The 17,263-nt window shown below is 42.5% G+C and carries 12 protein-coding genes; 7 read left to right on the forward strand and 5 right to left on the reverse strand.

Annotation, left to right across the window (positions count from 1 at the left end):
- The first annotated feature begins 198 nt into the window (after positions 1 to 198).
- From OTG27_RS02505 to OTG27_RS02515, 3 genes are all read left to right on the forward strand, one after another.
- Complete coding sequence (locus OTG27_RS02505) at positions 199 to 1,026, forward strand: GNAT family N-acetyltransferase (RefSeq protein ID WP_374941232.1); 828 nt, start codon at positions 199 to 201, stop codon at positions 1,024 to 1,026.
- A gap of 41 nt (positions 1,027 to 1,067) precedes the next feature.
- Entirely contained in the window at positions 1,068 to 1,526 is a 459-nt protein-coding gene (locus tag OTG27_RS02510; protein ID WP_268936148.1) for a DinB family protein, read from the forward strand.
- A gap of 315 nt (positions 1,527 to 1,841) precedes the next feature.
- The gene (locus OTG27_RS02515) at positions 1,842 to 5,660 is read left to right on the forward strand and encodes a bifunctional 2',3'-cyclic-nucleotide 2'-phosphodiesterase/3'-nucleotidase (protein WP_268936106.1); all 3,819 of its coding nucleotides are present in this window, start codon (positions 1,842 to 1,844) and stop codon (positions 5,658 to 5,660) included.
- A gap of 176 nt (positions 5,661 to 5,836) precedes the next feature.
- Here the strand turns inward: OTG27_RS02515 and OTG27_RS02520 are convergent, their stop codons facing one another.
- Positions 5,837 to 6,136: a TspO/MBR family protein gene (locus OTG27_RS02520; RefSeq protein ID WP_268936107.1), complete on the reverse strand. Its 300-nt coding sequence runs from the start codon at positions 6,134 to 6,136 to the stop codon at positions 5,837 to 5,839.
- 109 nt (positions 6,137 to 6,245) lie between these two features.
- On the opposite strand from OTG27_RS02520, the gene OTG27_RS02525 reads away from it, so the two are divergent.
- On the forward strand, positions 6,246 to 7,109 hold the full coding sequence (locus OTG27_RS02525) for a DUF4349 domain-containing protein (RefSeq protein WP_230134658.1): 864 nt from the start codon (positions 6,246 to 6,248) through the stop codon (positions 7,107 to 7,109).
- A 46-nt stretch (positions 7,110 to 7,155) separates the two neighbouring features.
- Here OTG27_RS02525 and OTG27_RS02530 read toward each other — a convergent pair whose 3' ends face one another.
- The 4 genes from OTG27_RS02530 to OTG27_RS02545 all read right to left on the reverse strand — a co-directional run bounded on the left by OTG27_RS02530 (position 7,156) and on the right by OTG27_RS02545 (position 11,780).
- Positions 7,156 to 8,523: an amino acid permease gene (locus OTG27_RS02530; RefSeq protein WP_057278004.1), complete on the reverse strand. Its 1,368-nt coding sequence runs from the start codon at positions 8,521 to 8,523 to the stop codon at positions 7,156 to 7,158.
- A 265-nt stretch (positions 8,524 to 8,788) separates the two neighbouring features.
- Positions 8,789 to 8,947 (reverse strand): hypothetical protein, encoded by a 159-nt coding sequence (locus OTG27_RS02535; RefSeq protein WP_268936108.1) that lies wholly within the window; start codon positions 8,945 to 8,947, stop codon positions 8,789 to 8,791.
- A 200-nt stretch (positions 8,948 to 9,147) separates the two neighbouring features.
- The gene (locus OTG27_RS02540) at positions 9,148 to 9,495 is read right to left on the reverse strand and encodes a phage holin family protein (RefSeq protein ID WP_057278003.1); all 348 of its coding nucleotides are present in this window, start codon (positions 9,493 to 9,495) and stop codon (positions 9,148 to 9,150) included.
- Positions 9,496 to 10,889: 1,394 nt separating this feature from the next.
- Positions 10,890 to 11,780, reverse strand: coding sequence for a TetR/AcrR family transcriptional regulator (locus OTG27_RS02545; RefSeq protein ID WP_057278002.1), 891 nt, complete (start codon positions 11,778 to 11,780; stop codon positions 10,890 to 10,892).
- A gap of 615 nt (positions 11,781 to 12,395) precedes the next feature.
- On the opposite strand from OTG27_RS02545, the gene katA reads away from it, so the two are divergent.
- The 3 genes from katA to OTG27_RS02560 all read left to right on the forward strand — a co-directional run bounded on the left by katA (position 12,396) and on the right by OTG27_RS02560 (position 16,835).
- Positions 12,396 to 13,850, forward strand: a complete 1,455-nt coding sequence (gene katA, locus OTG27_RS02550; RefSeq protein WP_268936109.1) for a catalase KatA — start codon at positions 12,396 to 12,398, stop codon at positions 13,848 to 13,850.
- Between the two features lie 198 nt (positions 13,851 to 14,048).
- Positions 14,049 to 15,581: a glycosyltransferase gene (locus OTG27_RS02555; protein ID WP_268936110.1), complete on the forward strand. Its 1,533-nt coding sequence runs from the start codon at positions 14,049 to 14,051 to the stop codon at positions 15,579 to 15,581.
- Positions 15,582 to 15,641: 60 nt separating this feature from the next.
- Complete coding sequence (locus OTG27_RS02560) at positions 15,642 to 16,835, forward strand: M14 family metallopeptidase (RefSeq protein ID WP_268936111.1); 1,194 nt, start codon at positions 15,642 to 15,644, stop codon at positions 16,833 to 16,835.
- The last annotated feature ends 428 nt before the right edge of the window (positions 16,836 to 17,263 follow it).

The following is a 17,263-nucleotide window of genomic DNA, read 5'->3' on the forward strand; positions in this document are numbered from 1 at the left end:
TTTACTGCTATAATTCATCCGTCAATGGAATTAGATAGGAAATCCTCCCCTCGTAGGATTTTAGTTTTATGGATTAAAGTGAAAATACTTTTAAAAAAACAACATTCATCAAAAAACTTCTGAATAGTTTGCGGCACCCAAGTAAAAGGGTGCTGCTTTTCTTATTTTTTGGTAATAAACTGATAATATGGAAAAGGGGTGGCATATTTGAAAAGTGATCAGCTGGAAGATATTCGGATCCTGCAGCAAGAATGTGAACGGGAAGGTTTTACGTTAAAACTGAATTGGGAAACGCTTCGCAGTCGAAATGGTGTTCATAAGAATGATTTTCTCCACTATGATGGATTGAAGCTTGTTGGTTTTCTTGGTATTTACGATTTTGGAAACAAAGCGGAGATGTGCGGGATGGTGCACCCCGACTACCGGAGGCAAGGCATTTTTACTAAGCTGCTGGAAGAGGCGATAAGGAGTGCCATGGAGCGCAACTATAAGGTGATTCTCTTGAACTCACCTGCTCAATCACATTCTGGGACAGAATTTTTGAAACAGCTCCCATGTGAGTTTGCTTTTTCAGAGTTTCAAATGAAGTGGTCCGAAACGGAGCTTGATGATTATGATGATGCAGTCGTTCGCCCTTCACGGAGAGATGATGAGGAAACGGAAATTGAGCTGGATATTCAATGTTTCCGATTTACGGAACGAGAGGCGAAGGATTATTATCGGCGCATCCTATATGAGGATACTCTGAAAACCATGATGATTGAAAAGGGCGGGCGCGCAGTCGGTAAAATCCGTGTTGATCACTCAGGCGGGGAAGCGTGGATTTATGGATTTTCCATTTTGCCAAAATACCAGGGAAAAGGACTTGGAAGAAAGGCATTGAAAAAGGTTGTAGCCGAACAATGCCAGCTGGGATATGATATTTTTCTCGAGGTCGAGGCGACTAATGAGCATGCGTTAAGACTCTATGAATCTTGTGGCTTTAAAACGATTCAAAGACAGGATTATTATCAATACAAAGGCTGAAGGGAATTTGACGACAAAGAGTGTTAGGGGGGATGGGAAGGATTTTGACATTATTCAATTATAACTGGCAGGTAAGAAGGGAATGGTTCAAGTGGTGCCGATCCTTACCGAATGAAGAACTGAAACGGCAGCGTACGGGAGGGATGGGCAATATATTGCGGACACTTGCCCATATTATCGATGTCGAATGCAGCTGGATCAGGGCCATACAAGGGAGGCCTGATGTCGCGATCGATTTGGACGCTTATGATACGATCGGAAAAGTGGAGGATTTATCTAACCAATATCACTCAGAGATCATGGACTATTTGAACTCGGATGCAATTGAAGAAGGGCATGGAATGGTTCAGCCATCCTGGATGGAGGGGACATATGAAAAAGGCAGGATATTGCGCCATCTCATAGCGCACGAAATTCACCATATAGGCCAGCTGTCCATCTGGTCGAGGGAGATGGGCATCGAACCGGTATCCGCCAGTTTAATAGATCGGGATTTATAGGTTTGCCGTTTCAAAGGGTTTCCCTGAAAAAAGAGCGTAAGGAACATATTTGAAAACCATACGATGTTAGCAGGCTGGTTCATTTTCATGGGCCAGCTTTCTCTATCAGGGGAGATTCTCCCTAAGGATACAAAGGGATTCTATGATGATTTATATACATGATTGAAGGTATATCGAGCTAGGCGTTTTGGATGGAAATGGGTAAAAAGTACCGTTTATTCAAAATTCATAATATTACGGTAAATTTTGGCGATAATTCGACAAAATCATGATATATTATTCTAGCATTTTACAAAACTAGAAGGGTTGTGAAGTATGTCGTACAAGTTGCATGTTAAGAAGATGCTCGCCCCGATTCTTGCTGTGAGTTTAATTACAGCGCCATTTACCGTACCGGGGGAGGCATCCGCCAAAGAGTCTAATAAGAAACCTGCCACGACTGAACCATTTATCATTTCAGCTCCTACTGTTCATTACTCAAAAGGCACCAAAGCGACTGTAACGGTCACACCGAAAAAGGGGAACAAAGGAAATGAAACCGTTGTCTTTCAATTAATGAATGGGACGAAGGTCATTTCACAATCAGCCGTTGAGGCGGATATTAAGTCGGCCCAAAAGTTCTCGGCGTACTTCAACTCATACAAATCGGGTTATTGGGTTAACGTGTCGGTCGTCTCCAATTATAACGGCCATACGAGTGACTTCGGCAAAAGCCTGGCAGCCTCCGTTTCGGATGCCCCATTTGAACTAAGGGTCATGGAAACGACTGATATACACACCAATCTGGTGAGCTATGATTATTATAAGGATGCCGTATCGGACTCCGTCGGCTTTTCCCGCACGGCATCTTTAATCAAACAGGCACGAAAAGAAGTGAAAAATAGCGTTTTAGTGGATAACGGCGACCTTATTCAAGGGACCCCCCTAGGTACGTACAAAGCGAAAATAGAGCCTCTGAAAAAGGGTGAAGTCCATCCCGTTTATAAAGCGATGAACCTGCTTGATTATGATGTGGCTACATTCGGCAATCATGAATTCAATTATGGTTTATCTTATTTGGACGAGGCCATCAACGATGCGAACTTCCCTTACGTCAATGCCAATGTTTATAAAAAGGATAAAGACAATAATCCAAAGAATGATAAAAATAAATATGCTCCTTATAAAATCGTCACGAAGAAAGTGAAGGACATCAATGGAAAAGAAAAATCAGTAAAAATAGGATACATTGGATTTGCCCCTCCGCAAATCATGGATTGGGATAAAGCGAATCTAGACGGTAAGGTCATGACAAAGGAAATCGTCACCACCGCAAAAAAATATGTACCTGAAATGAAGAAAAAAGGCGCGGATGTCATCGTGGCCCTCACACATTCCGGGTTTAATGGCGATACCAAGAATACCGAGGATGTCATCTATTCATTAAGCAAGGTATCCGGCATCGATGCCATCACGTTCTCCCACACGCATAAAGTCTTCCCGGCACAAGATGAGGCTTCTTTAGACAGCCTATTCAAAGATAGCCAAGGAAAGGTTCTTGAAGGCGTGGATAATAAAAAGGGTACCATCAATGGTGTACCAGCCGTTCAAGCAGGATATGGCGGCAGTCATCTCGGGATCATCGATCTTGATATCCAAAATATCAAGGGAAAATGGAAGGTCGTCAATTCCGATTCATCAACACGGGCAATCAACGACAAAATAACAGGAAAAAAAGCGGCTGAAGATGCAGCTGTCGTCAAAGCTGTGAAGAAGGATCACGAAGGAACGATCAAGTATGTTAACACGCCAATCGGAACGACTACAGCTCCAATTCATAGTTATTTCGCACTTGTGCAAGACGATCCTTCCGTACAGGTTGTGACGAGCGCACAGAAATGGTATGTAGAAAAATACATTCAAAGCAACCGCCCTGAATACAAAGACCTGCCCATCCTCTCTGTAGGAGCACCATTCAAAGCGGGTCGCAATGGCGTAGAGGAATTCACGGAAATCAAGGAAGGCGGACTGACCATCCGCAGCGCCGGTGATTTATATTTATACGATAATACCTTGAAGGCAATCAAGATCAAAGGGTCCGTGGTTAAAGAGTGGCTTGAGATGTCTGCCGGGAAATATAATACGATCGATCCTGCCAAGTCTGAGGAACAGGAGCTGCTTAATGGAAAGTTTGCCGTCTATAATTTTGATGTGATTGACGGTGTCACTTACAAAATCGATGTCACCAAGGCTCCGCGCTATGATGAAAAAGGGATAAAAGTGTCGGATTCAAGCAGGATTGCAGATTTGAAATATAATGGTGAACCAGTGGACCCGAATCAAGATTTCATCGTCGTGACGAATAATTACCGTGCTTCGGGCGGGGGGAACTTCCCGGGAGTCAAGGGCAGCGAATATGTGGTTGACTCTGCGGATGAAAATCGCCAGATCTTGATGGATTACATCACACAAGAGGGTGAGATCAATCCAACCGCTGATAATAACTGGTCGATAGCCCCGATTTCAGGCAAGGTGAACGTTACTTTCACCTCATCGCCAAAAGGTGCGGAATATTTAAAGGAAGACAGCCCGATTTCCTATACAGGCAAAAAGGATGATAAAGGCTTTGGCATTTACAAATACAATTTGGGGAAAGAAAACGTTAAGGTGCAACTGCTCGGAATCAATGATCTTCACGGCCAGCTTGATACCACCTCCGATTTTGGCGGCATCAAACAAGGGCGTGCCGATTATTTAGCCGCTCACTTGAAGCAGCGTAAAGCTGAAAACCCTGAAAATACACTTTTACTTTCGGCAGGGGATGCCGTTGGGGCAAGTGCACCCGTTTCTTCTTTGATCCAGGATAAACCGACGCTTCAGTTTTTGAATGATATGAAATTCGATGTCGGAACTGTCGGGAACCATGAGTTCGACAAAGGGGTAGAAACCTTGATGGCTCAAATCAATGGCGGAAAGTCGCCAACATCCGATGTGGTATTCGATAAATTGAACTTTCCATATGTAGTGGCCAATGTCGTATATAAAGACACGAAAAAACCGATTTTGGACCCATACGTCATAAAAAATGTCGGCGGGGTTGACATTGGGTTCATAGGTGTAGTCACGAATGCCACACCTCAAAAAGTAAGTCCGGATGGCATTAAGAATGTGGAATTCATAGAACAGGCACCTGCCGTAAATAAGGCGGTTAGTGAGTTGAAAGGTAAAGGCGTCAAATCGATCGTGATCATCTCACATGACCCAGGCACGGAAAAGGAAGGGGTCATCACAGGCGAAGTGGCTGATCTTGCCAATGCCGTGGATGATGAAGTGGATGTGATCTTAGCCGGAGATAATCATGCAAAGGTCAATAACTATGTCGATAATAAATTGATCGTACAAGCTTACTCTTATGGAACGGCTTTTGATGATGTGGATTTGGAAATCGATCCAAGCACAAAGGATATTGTCAAAAAGTCAGCTGAGATTGTTACGGTTACACAAGATGGCATCACACCGGATGCCGGGACGACGAAATTCATCAACGACTACCTGGACATGTTCCCCGAGCTGAAAGCTCCGCTTGGGACAACGGACGAGAAAATTTTAAGAACCAATGCCTATACGCAGGAAACGGGCCTTGGAAATTTAATTGCCGATTCAATGAAGGCCGATTTGAACTCCGATTTTGCCTTCATGAATCCAGGCGGAATCCGTGCAGATATTCCAAAGGGGGAAGTCACTTTTTCCGATTTAGCGAAAATCCAGCCGTTCGGAAACGTATTGGTTAAGCTGGAACTGACTGGAGCGGAAGTGAAAACGCTGCTTCAACAGCAATGGGTAGTGGAAGGATCTCCGAAAACTTTGCAAATTTCTGGACTGAGCTATACAGCCGACTTCAGTAAACCTGTCACGGAGCGTGTCACCTTATTGAAGAAAGCGGACGGAACACCGGTCAAGGATACCGAAACATACACGGTGGCCGTCAATGATTTCATGGCAAGCGGCGGTGATAACTATACCGTCCTGAAAGGAAAAGAGCGTGTATTTGGACATGCAGACCTGGAAGCATTCGTTAACTATGTGAAAGAGACCTTTAAAGGCGGAAAGATCACGGCAGGAATTGAAGGCAGAATTACGAATATCAATAGTTAGTTGAGGTTTACTCGTGAAAATAGCACATTTACTCGTGAGTTTAGCGGGTTTACTCGTGAAAATTGAGCAATTACTCGTGAGTTTTCAACTTTTACTCGTGAAACTCTAAAGGGAGCGCTCCTTAATATAAGGGGTGCTCTTTTTTGTGATTAATAGTTTCTGAAAATGGAAAAGTTCTATCTAAATAGCAAGGTGACCCATGCTATATAGGGAATCATTGCTAAACCTGATATACGGTCTATTTTACAAAACTCGAATGCCGTCAGTGTTATCAAGGTCAGCAGTCCCATATTCGTATAAAGGCTGGTCCAAGCAATGGGGAAAGTCCAGGAAGGAGGAGCAAAAGCAGGTTTCTTGAGTTTGTCATAAATTTCTTTTGAATTCCTTGTGGCGAATAGTGATCTTTCGACCACAGGTACCAATACACTTTTAGCCAATTTTCCGTAGTTCATAATGCAATCCATTTCTTTCTTCATTTTATACCTTTACTTTCGCACCTGAAAATAAAACATCCCCTTAAATCAAGAAGTGTAACTTTCTTCCAAATTTTAACGTCGGTACTATTAAGAAAAGGGGGGAATACCGATGAACCGTAAAACAATGATGCTAATGTTCAGTTTGTTCCTTTTACTTGCTGGATGCAGCAGTAACGAAAAAGATGATTCAGCATCGGAATCACAGGATGAAAAGGCGGAAAGTAAAATGGACGCTTCCATTTCCGGGAATAAGGTGCAGGAAGAAGCAGCGGAAAAGGAAGGAATGACGGATGAAAGAAAGGTCATCCATCAGGCCCAGCTTGAGTTGAAGGTGAAGAACCTTGAAAAGGCACAAATGAAGATTGAGAATAAGGCGGCAGGATATGGCGGATATGTTGTTGAGTCCAATGTATACAGGGAAGATGAAGAACTGGTGGAAGGAACGATCACTGTTCGGGTCCCTGAAGCCCATTTTCAGGATTTTCTAACCGATAGTGAGGGCGAGGCTTCAGAAGTGGTCGGAAGGAATGTGACAGGACAGGATGTAACGGAGCAATATGTGGATTTAAAAGCAAGATTGAAGTCAAAGAGGGCAGTGGAGGAAAGGTTACTTGCATTCATGAAGGATGCTGAGAAGACGGAAGATTTGCTGAAAATATCATCCGATCTTGCCGTGGTACAAGAAGAAATAGAGCAGCTGACCGGGCAAATGAAGTATCTTGAAAACCAGACCTCATATTCGACGGTCACCATCACGTTATCACAGGACAGGATAGTTGTGCCGGGCATTGATAATAAGGAATTGAATACATGGGAGAGGACAAAGAAACAACTTGCAACGAGTGCGAATCTATTACTTAAAGCGGGTTCAGGAATCATTGTTTTTATAATCGGAAACTTGCCGATCCTCATTATTTTAGGCGGGGCTGGTGCGGTGGTCCATTGGGTGATCAAAAGAAGGGGTAAAAGGTGAAGGAATGAAATAGAGGGTGCCAATTAGATTGGGCACCCTCTGGCATTTATCTTTTCCGTTTATGCAAGCCGGTCACATAATACAGGACTACCAACAGTAAGATCCAAATCGGACCAACGATTAGAGCGATTCTTGTATCTGCTGAAAAACCGAGTACGATCATTACGAATACTAAAAAGGCTAAAGTGAAATAAGAAGTCAATGGGAAAAGAGGCATCTTGTAAGATAAGCCTTGTTTTTCTCCCTGACTCATTTTTCGTCTGGACATAATCTGTGTGACAAGTATCGTTCCCCATGTCCAGAGGGCGCCGAATGTAGCGACACTTGTGACGTAAGTGAAAACTTTATCGGCTTCCATGTAGTTAAGGTAAACGCCGAAAAGAAGTACGATAGCCGAAACGATAATGGCAACGCCAGGAACGCCTGACTTTGTTGTACGTTCGAAACTTTTTGGTGATTCACCTTGCTGTGCCAGGTTGAATAACATTCTTCCTGTACTGAAGATCCCGCTGTTACAAGATGAAAGGGCTGCTGTCAGTACGACAAACTGAATGATTCCTGCTGCGCCTGGTATACCGATTTTATCAAACATCATAACGAATGGGCTGTTTTCTCCATTCATTTCATCCCATGGAGTGATTGATAAAATGACCGTCAGAGCTAAAACGTAAAAAAGTAAAATCCGATAAAAAACGGTATCGATGGCTCTTTTTAAAGATTTTTCAGGGTTTTTAACTTCACCTGCGGTTACACCGAGCATTTCAATTCCCAAATAGGCGAACATGACCATTTGGAACGAAAGGATGACTCCAGAAATCCCATTAGGGAAAAATCCGCCATTTTCAACAAGGTTGCCGAAACCGACCGCGATTCCGCCGTTCCCCAAACCAAAGATGATCATTCCGAAGCCAAGGACAATCATCAGGATGATCGTTACGATTTTAATGAGGGCGAACCAAAACTCCAATTCACCGTAAGCTTTTACAGCAAGAAAGTTAATCGTTGTCATGATGGCAAGTGCGGCTAACGCCCAAGCCCATTGCGGAGTATCAGGGAACCAAAATTGCATGTAGATTCCGACTGCCGTAATTTCAGCCATACAGGTGGCGATCCAAACGAACCAGTAATTCCATCCGGTAATATATCCGGCAAGAGGACCGACAAATTCGCTTGCGTAGCGGCTGAAGGAGCCTGCGACTGGATTTTTTATTGCCATTTCACCTAGTGCGCGCATGATAAGATAGATCATAAGTCCGCCAATGGCATAAGAAATGATGATTGCTGGACCGGCTAATTTAATCGCAGATGCCGAGCCGAGAAATAAACCGACTCCAATGGCTGCGCCAAGAGACATTAATGCGATATGTCTTTCTTCCAAACCTCTATGTAGTTGAGATTCTTTGGAGTTTTGCATAATTTTCCCCTTTTCTATGTTGGAGTTTAATTTTCTCTATCTAGCATTTTATCACTAGTAGAGGAGAATACATATTATTTATTGATTTTTCACATAATATTACAACTAAATAATATATTTTAATAGGATGAATGTAAAGCAAAAAATGAAAACGCTTACCACGGGAGTGATCCCATGTTTTTTCTCGTATAATAATGATTCGAAACTATTAATAATGCTATACAAACAAAATATAATTATGTGATTTTTCAAAAAATTTAGACATTTAAAAGTGGAAAAGCTGTCCTAAAGATAAGGAACAGCTTGGTTTAGTTCCATCATTGCCAGCCGTTGCTAGTGATGGAGTAATGTAAAGAGAGGGAATAAAGAAAGCGAGCGCGAGTAATATGGACTGGGCAAATCTTGATTCATGTTTTGTGAACATGTGATTCCTCCATAATTCTATTCATACCCATTTCCAGAGAAATTGGCATGTATATGTAAAGTTATGGATATTAGCCGTTTTTTCCTTCTGGATTGTCAAAAATGAGAGAAAACAGCTAGTGATGCTTAGCGGAATTTAGTGAAATAGCCCGGGAAATATCGAAGGCTGTCATGGAAATGACACGAAAAACCGTCAGCATGCTACTGACGGTTTTTTTTACTCTGTTTTAAAAGAAGACTTTGAATGAAACTCAATAACAATGATCCGATTAAAGCCCCCCAAAAAGAATCTATTACAAAGCCACTGACAATATAGGAAGTGATTTGGAATGTGAAGGCATTGATAATGAAAGAAAACAACCCGAACGTCAGGATGGTGATCGGCAATGTGATAAGTTGGAGGATGGGTCTAACCAGCAAGTTCATGATCGATAATATAAAAACCGCCAGCAAGGCAGTTCCGTAAGATTTGATCGTGATGGAGTCGAGAAGCCAGTCAATAACGAGCAATACCAGCCCGTTGATAAGAAAACGCATGATTATGTTCATGAAAAACTCCTCCTGAAGACACTTTCTACAAGTCATTATACTAAAATTTAATGAATTTCAGTTATATGTTTGCAGAATTGTCACAAAAAAAGAGGATACGATATGCATTCCCAGAATGGAATAGACGCTTTTTATTCAAAATGTCCGTCGATTTCAGAAATCCGCTCCCTTTCCGCCGACCGTCTGCCAAGCCTCCTCGGCGCAAGCGCCTGTGGGGTCTTGGCTAGCCAGTTATTCGGCAGGAGTGTCGCAAATTTCTTCCATCCAATATAGGGTTTCATCAATATAAAAGTAAACCATGAAGGTAAGCAAGCCTTGTTTTAAAAACACGGTTTGGCTACAGTCTTTTCATTAAAAAGGTCCGTCGATTTTAGAAATCCGCTCCCTTTCCGCCGACCGTCTGCCAAGCCTCCTCGGCGCAAGCGCCTGTGGCGTCTCGGCTAGCCAGTTATTCGGCAGGAGTGTCGCAATTTTTCTTCCATCCAATATAGGTTTCATCAATATAAAAGTAAACCATGAAGGTAAGCAAGCCTTGTTTTAAAAACACGGTTTGGCCAATGAGGATTACAGGTGAAAAAAACTTAAAGGATAAACTAGTTTTAAACTTGGTTCCGAATAGATATCTGCCTGCAGTTTTTATTTTAAAAAACATTTCGGTTGATAGGAACGGAAGGTACGAGACTCCTGCGGGAAAAGCGCGGCCAAGGGAGACCCCGCAGGCGACGCCGAGGAGGCTCCCGCCCGCCTCTGGATAAGCGAGTGCCTGTAGTGGAAATCAACGAACGTTCCCATTTTACAAACCCACAAAAAAAGACTGCCGGCAAACAAATATTATCTAGCTTGATTCAAAAGGGTTCAAGCTAAATAAAACAAAGTTGATTGGAACGGAAGGTACGAGACTCCTGCGGGAAAAGCGTGGCCAAGGGAGACCCCGCAGGCGACGCCGAGGAGGCTCCCGCCCGCCTCTGGATAAGCGAGTGCCTGTAGTGGAAATCAACGAACGTTCCCATTTTACAAACCCACAAAAAGACTGCCGGCAAACAAATATTATCTAGCTTGAATCAAAAGGGTTCAAGCTAAATAAAACAAAGTTGATTGGAACGGAAGGTACGAGACTCCTGCGGGAAAAGCGCGTCACGGGAGACCCCGCAGGCGACGCCGAGGAGGCTCCCGCCCGCCTCTGGATAAGCGAGTGCCTGTAGTGGAAATCAACGAACGTTCCCATTTTACAAACCCACAAAAATGACGTTTCAGCTAGTTTTCTTCAATCCGTTGCGGATTTTATAAAACAGTAAAAAACCATGAAGCATAACTTGGTTTCTGTAAAATTATGGTTGGTGATAAGGCCATTCCGAACCCCATTTGTCTACAAAATGGGATTCATTAGGTTCTCTTTAGTTGTTGGCAATGATCTTTTCGAATTCACTTAATTCCAAAGTGTTTTTTAATTTGGGATTGGTGTTTAAGGAAAGAAGGGCACTTTCAATAAGAAAGGTTCGCGGTTCAACGTTTTGTAATAATTCCTCTTGGATAAAGTGAATCAATTTTAAGTTTTTAACCCGTTCCGCTTCATCATCTTGGCAAAGCCTCAAGATCATCTTTTTTAGGTCATTTGCAGAGTGCAGGAGTGCTGTATGAAAATCCTGCTGGTTATGGAAGCACTCAGGCAGCCATTGCTTGATGAGATCGGGTTCCAAAAGCTGTGCATTTGACTTGCTGACATCTTCGAAAATCGATTTAATCCTATCGACACAATAACGGATAATTTCAGTAGGGTTGAACTCGGGCTCTTTAGCCAAGGCATTAAAATGAATCGTTTGATGCATCATTCCCGAGTAAAGAATGGCACAGTCCAAAATATAAGGTTTTTTATCAGCACCGAAAATATCCAGAAACCGTTTTGATAACCAATGGATATGCTGGAATTTAGCATGTGTTATGAAGTTCTTAAGTTCGTTATCATTTGAAATCATTACTTCTTCATATAAGAAAAAGATTTTGTTGTTTTTGTTTGAATGCATTTGTAATTCTGATTGTTTGATGAATATTTCAATATCTGCAAGGTTTTGCCCAATCAGCAATTCATTCCGCTCTTTTTCGAATTTTTCTTGCGAAGTTAGGAAGACTGCCTTAAGCAATTCGCTTTTAGAAGAAAAATAGTTGTAAAATGTTCCTTTTGAAATGCCGCTATAATCTAAAATATCCTGAATGGAAGTTGCTTGGTAACCCTTTTCAATAAATAATTGGTGCGCATATTTAACTACCATTTGTTTGCGCTCATTCACATATATCACCCTTACTCTTATTGGACGGTCATTTTAACGTAATAGTATCTTATTTTCTATATGAACACAAACCAGCATGTTTACAAATTCCCTAGCAAAATAAGGGGATGGCCTTTTGTTTCAGCTGATTCAGGAAGGGCCCTGTTGAAAGATAGGATTCACAAAAACAATGAAAATTCAGTTTCTAGCATCCGGCTATTCGCATTCTGTAAATAAAGTCTGACGAAGTGAACAAAGTCACAGGAGAACAATTCGGTTTGTTATAAGATGAATAGAAGGAAAGAGGTAAAGTAGTTCAAAGTATCTATGATTATTCGTTAACCATTCTCGATTGCTATACCATTGGTAGGGGAAATGATAAAATCACTCGTCATGAAGGAAAATCGCCTATAAGGGTCGTATACCATTATTAGGAATGGAATTATGTGAATAGGCTGTTCCTCCAGCGTTTACACCTTATGCACTATCCATATTATGGATTTGTTTAGTGTTGTATCATCAACGAATAAATAATGAATTGATTATTATATTAAAATTATTATAAATAAGTATTGATTTTTTTCTGAGAAGCTTTATCATTATATACATAAATAATAATGAAAAGGTGGTTCAATTATGTCGAATAAGAAAAACCTTACTACAAGCTGGGGAGCACCAGTTGGAGACAATCAAAACTCTATCACTGCCGGCGAACGCGGCCCTGTGCTCATTCAAGATGTACACTTATTGGAAAAGCTAGCCCACTTCAACCGTGAACGTGTCCCTGAACGTGTGGTTCACGCGAAGGGTGCCGGTGCATACGGCACTTTCGAAGTAACGAACGACCTTTCTCAGTACACGAAAGCTAAACTTTTCAATGGTGTGGGCAAGAAGACAGATCTTTTTATCCGTTTCTCCACAGTTGCAGGTGAATTGGGTTCTGCAGATACAGTCCGTGATCCGCGTGGATTTGCCGTTAAATTCTACACCGAAGAAGGAAACTACGATATTGTCGGAAATAATACGCCAGTATTCTTTATTCGCGATGCGATTAAATTCCCCGACTTCATTCATACACAAAAGAGAGATCCTAAAACACATTTGAAAAATCCTACGGCTGTTTGGGATTTCTGGTCACATTCACCGGAATCTCTGCACCAAGTGACGATCCTGATGTCCGATCGGGGCATTCCTGCTACACTTCGCCATACACATGGTTTCGGTAGCCACACATTTAAATGGGTGAATGCAGAAGGAAAAGGCGTTTGGGTGAAATACCACTTCAAAACAGAACAGGGCATCAAAAACCTAGATGTGGATCTTGCTGCAAAACTAGCAGGGGAAAACCCTGATTACCATACGGAAGATCTTTTCAATGCCATTGAAAAAGGGGACTTCCCTGCCTGGAAATTATATGTTCAAATCATGCCTCTGGAAGATGCGGATACATACCGTTTCGATCCATTCGATGTGACGAAGGTATGGTCTCAAAAGGATTATCCGCTGATTGAGCTTGGCCGTATGGAATTGAACAGAAATCCTGAAAACTACTTTGCTGAAGTAGAGCAAGCCACATTCTCACCGGGAACATTCGTACCGGGAATTGAGGCTTCCCCAGACAAGATGCTTCAAGGGCGTCTATTCGCATACGGAGATGCACACCGTTACCGTGTTGGCTCGAACCATAACCAGCTTCCGGTTAACCGTCCGAAAGTGGAAGCGAACAACTATCAGCGTGATGGCTTCATGCGTGCAGATGACAATGGCAAGGGATCTGTTTATTATGAGCCGAATAGTTTTGGCGGCCCTGCCGAATCAACGGAAAATAAAGTCACTCCTTTCGAGGTGACCGGGAAAGCTGCACAAGTTGGTCATAATAGTGATGATCACTACACTCAAGCAGGTGACTTATATCGTCTATTGAGTGCCGAAGAGAGAACGCGCCTTGTTGACACGATCGTGGGTGCAATGAAACCTGTGGAATTAGAGGAAATCAAGCTTCGTCAAATCGGTCATTTTTATAAAGCTGATCCGGAATACGGAACGCGCATAGCCGAAGGTTTAGGTTTATCAGTACCGCAGGAAGTGTAATATATGGTTCTCCCAATCTAGTAAATGCAAAAAGGCATCCATTCATGAATGGATGCCTTTTTTGTTTACGCGGGACGCCGTTTTTAAATGACATCCGACAAGTTCGTTAAGAATATATAGTTATAAATGTCTTCAGGGGAATTTTTGCAGTCAGATTAATTGGGGGCCAGTTAAGATCAACAGTAAAGGGTGGTATTAATGACCAGTAAAAAGGTTCGGGTGTTAGTGGGCAGTCCAATTTACCAAAAACCACATATTTTACAAAAGTTCCTGCTTTCACTCAAACGGTTGGATGCGGAGGGGAAGGAACTTGCCTATTTCTTCATTGACGACAATGAAGATGAGCGATCAAGCCAGATGCTCGAAGATTTCAGTCAGGAGCAGAACAATGTCAAATTACTGGCATCCAATCAAAGCGATGTTTATGTGTGTAATGGCACTACCCATTACTGGAATGAAAATTTGGTATGGAAGGTCGCGGATTTCAAAAATATGATAATCGAACATGCGATCAAAGAACAATATGATTATTTATTTCTAATCGATTCAGACCTCCTGCTATATCCTCAGACCATCAACCAGCTTATATCTGCAAATAAGGATATCACCTCTAATATCTTCTGGACAAAATGGCAGCCTGATGCCGAAGAGCGGCCTCAAGTATGGTTATATGATGAATATACCCAATGGGAGATATCACGCGGTCAGGCGTTGACGGACTCGGAGATCAACACACGTTATCAATCGTTCATCCGACAGATGCGAACACCTGGTGTTCATAAAGTTGGGGGACTGGGTGCCTGTACACTCATCAGCCAAAAAGCTTTGAAAGCCGGGGTGAATTTTAATAGAATCGAGAATCTGACATTTTGGGGTGAAGACCGGCATTTTTGTATCCGTGCAGCAGCTTTAGGGATTTCGATGTATGTTGATACCCACTTACCCGCTTATCATATATACAGGGATTCGGATTTGGAAGGTGCGATGGAATTTCTTGATCGAACGGATATGGGGGAAGGTTCAAAGGTAGCATCACATCCTAAATTAACGCTGAGCATGGTCATGAAAAATGAAAGCGAGCGCTATCTAAGGAAGGTTTTAGAGGAAATTCGTGATTATATTGATGAAGCCGTGATTATTGATGACGGCAGCACGGACAATTCCGCAGAGGTTTGTTTAGAGGTATTGAAAGGGATACCGGTGCGTATCATCAGGAATGACATCTCCAAGTTCTCCAATGAAATTGAACTTCGTAAAATGCAATGGACAGAGACAGTGAAGTCAAATCCCGACTGGATTTTAAATCTTGACGCCGATGAAGTGTTTGAAAATAGGTTCAAAGAGGAAGTCAGGCAGCTGATAAGCGATCAAGAAGTGGATGTATATTGCTTCCGGTTATATGACTTTTGGAATGAAACCCATTACAGGGAGGATGAACACTGGTGCGCTCACCAGTATTACCGGCCGTTCCTGGTCAGATATCGGGAGGGGTTTGAATGCAAATGGAACGATAGGCCGCAACATTGCGGTAGATTTGCCGAAAATGTCTTTGAATTGCCTCACAAGTTATCCGACATACGATTGAAGCATCTGGGCTGGGTCAAAAAAGAAGATCGGATGGCGAAATTCAAAAGATATCGGGAATTAGACCCTGATGGTACGTATGGAAGTACTGAGCAATATCAAAGCATTCTGGATGAAAACCCCAATTTGATTCGTTTTGAGGAGTGACTTTTGCTTTGGCAATAATTGAATCGAATCTTCATACATTTGGGTAAGAGGAGGTGCAGTATGGACGTTTTTGTGCGGCAAAATGATTCCTTGTGGTATTATAGCCAATTATTCAAGGTGAATTACCAACTTATCATTGATTCCAATAGTGGGATTGATCCACTTGCACTTATGATTGGCCAACAAATCAAAATACCTGGCTTTACGACGACCGGCTATACAATAAAGCAAGGTGATTCGTTATGGGCAATTGCCAGATCACGCAATCTTTCATTGGATGCCCTATTTTTAGTTAATCCCAAGCTCAACCCGAATGCCTTGCAAGTCGGTCAGACAATTTCTGTGCCATTAAGGATTACGTGGAGGCTCATTCAAGGTAATCGGGAATATGCTTATGAGACGATGATGACCGATGTTAGACGTTTGAAAACAATCTATCCATTTATAAAAACCTCCCCCATCGGGGACTCCGTGCTTGAAAGGGATATCCCCGAAGTTCTGATTGGAAATGGCAACAAGCGAGTTCACTATAATGGTTCCTTTCATGCGAATGAGTGGATAACGACGCCTGTGATCATGACCTTTTTAAATGATTATTTACTTGCAATCACGAATCAGGCTGACATCCGCGGTCTAGATATGTTTCCCTTTTATCAACAGACGATGCTGTCGCTCGTCCCAATGGTGAATCCGGACGGAGTGGAGTTGGTTTTGAAAGGACCGCCTGCAGATGAGTCTTTGAGAGGACGGCTCATCGAATGGAATAATGGCAGCGAAGACTTCTCTGGCTGGAAAGCCAATATTAACGGGGTGGATCTGAATGATCAATTTCCCGCCAAATGGGAACTGGAGCAAGCTCGCAATAATGTAACGGAGCCAGGTCCGGCAAATTATCCAGGGGAAGGGCCGCTTACACAGCCAGAGGCCATTGCTATGTCAGAGTTGACAAAAAAACGTGATTTTGGCAAAGCCCTTGCTTTCCACACCCAAGGAGAGGTCATTTATTGGGGGTTTGAAGGTTTGGAACCACCCGAGTCGGAAACGATAGTCAATGAGTTTGCGAGGGTCAGTGGATATGAGCCTGTCAAATCCGCCGGTAGTTACGCAGGGTATAAGGATTGGTACATTCAGGATTGGCGCAGGCCCGGGTTTACCGTGGAGCTGGGCAAAGGAACGAATCCCCTTCCCATATCACAGTTCGATGAGATTTATCAGAAGTCGCTTGGGATTTTCTTGGCAGGGTTATATATGTGAAATTTGACCAAATGAAAAAGCTCAACTCCGTTTCCATGGGGTAGAGCTTTTTAGTCTTATAAACTATTAGACTTGAAACGATGAGGGCTGCTGCAAAAAATAAGTAAAGTTATGCTTTACTTATCGATTGCATGATTAAATTGCTTTTTAGCTTGAAATGAACGGACATTTTCCATGTCTCGGTTATATTGCAGCCCCTACCAAAAGGAAATCTAATAGTTTTACGGTAAAGAAGTTAACCTTCCTTAGCGCTAGTATTGGCCCCACCTACGCCATATACTGTGACGGCCACGCATGCCATCCAACCTAATTTCATTATAATAGAAAGCGCTTACATTTTCAAAAATAATCGTATTGCAAATTTCGACATTCGTATAAGTGTCCCTTACCAGTAGGTGGAGAATGGGCATATTACTGATAAGGGCCTT

It is taken from the genome of Peribacillus sp. AS_2 (assembly GCF_026891895.1).
Lineage (GTDB): Bacteria > Bacillota > Bacilli > Bacillales > DSM-1321 > Peribacillus > Peribacillus frigoritolerans.

Excerpts from the sequence above, each read along its gene's own strand:
- OTG27_RS02520 (WP_268936107.1), bottom strand. The coding sequence starts at position 6,136 with ATGAAGAAAGAAATGGATTGCATTATGAACTACGGAAAATTGGCTAAA.
- OTG27_RS02535 (WP_268936108.1), bottom strand. The coding sequence starts at position 8,947 with ATGTTCACAAAACATGAATCAAGATTTGCCCAGTCCATATTACTCGCG.
- OTG27_RS02515 (WP_268936106.1), top strand. The coding sequence starts at position 1,842 with ATGTCGTACAAGTTGCATGTTAAGAAGATGCTCGCCCCGATTCTTGCT.
- OTG27_RS02530 (WP_057278004.1), bottom strand. The coding sequence starts at position 8,523 with ATGCAAAACTCCAAAGAATCTCAACTACATAGAGGTTTGGAAGAAAGA.
- katA (WP_268936109.1), top strand. The coding sequence starts at position 12,396 with ATGTCGAATAAGAAAAACCTTACTACAAGCTGGGGAGCACCAGTTGGA.
- OTG27_RS02525 (WP_230134658.1), top strand. The coding sequence starts at position 6,246 with ATGAACCGTAAAACAATGATGCTAATGTTCAGTTTGTTCCTTTTACTT.
- OTG27_RS02540 (WP_057278003.1), bottom strand. The coding sequence starts at position 9,495 with ATGAACATAATCATGCGTTTTCTTATCAACGGGCTGGTATTGCTCGTT.
- OTG27_RS02560 (WP_268936111.1), top strand. The coding sequence starts at position 15,642 with ATGGACGTTTTTGTGCGGCAAAATGATTCCTTGTGGTATTATAGCCAA.
- OTG27_RS02555 (WP_268936110.1), top strand. The coding sequence starts at position 14,049 with ATGACCAGTAAAAAGGTTCGGGTGTTAGTGGGCAGTCCAATTTACCAA.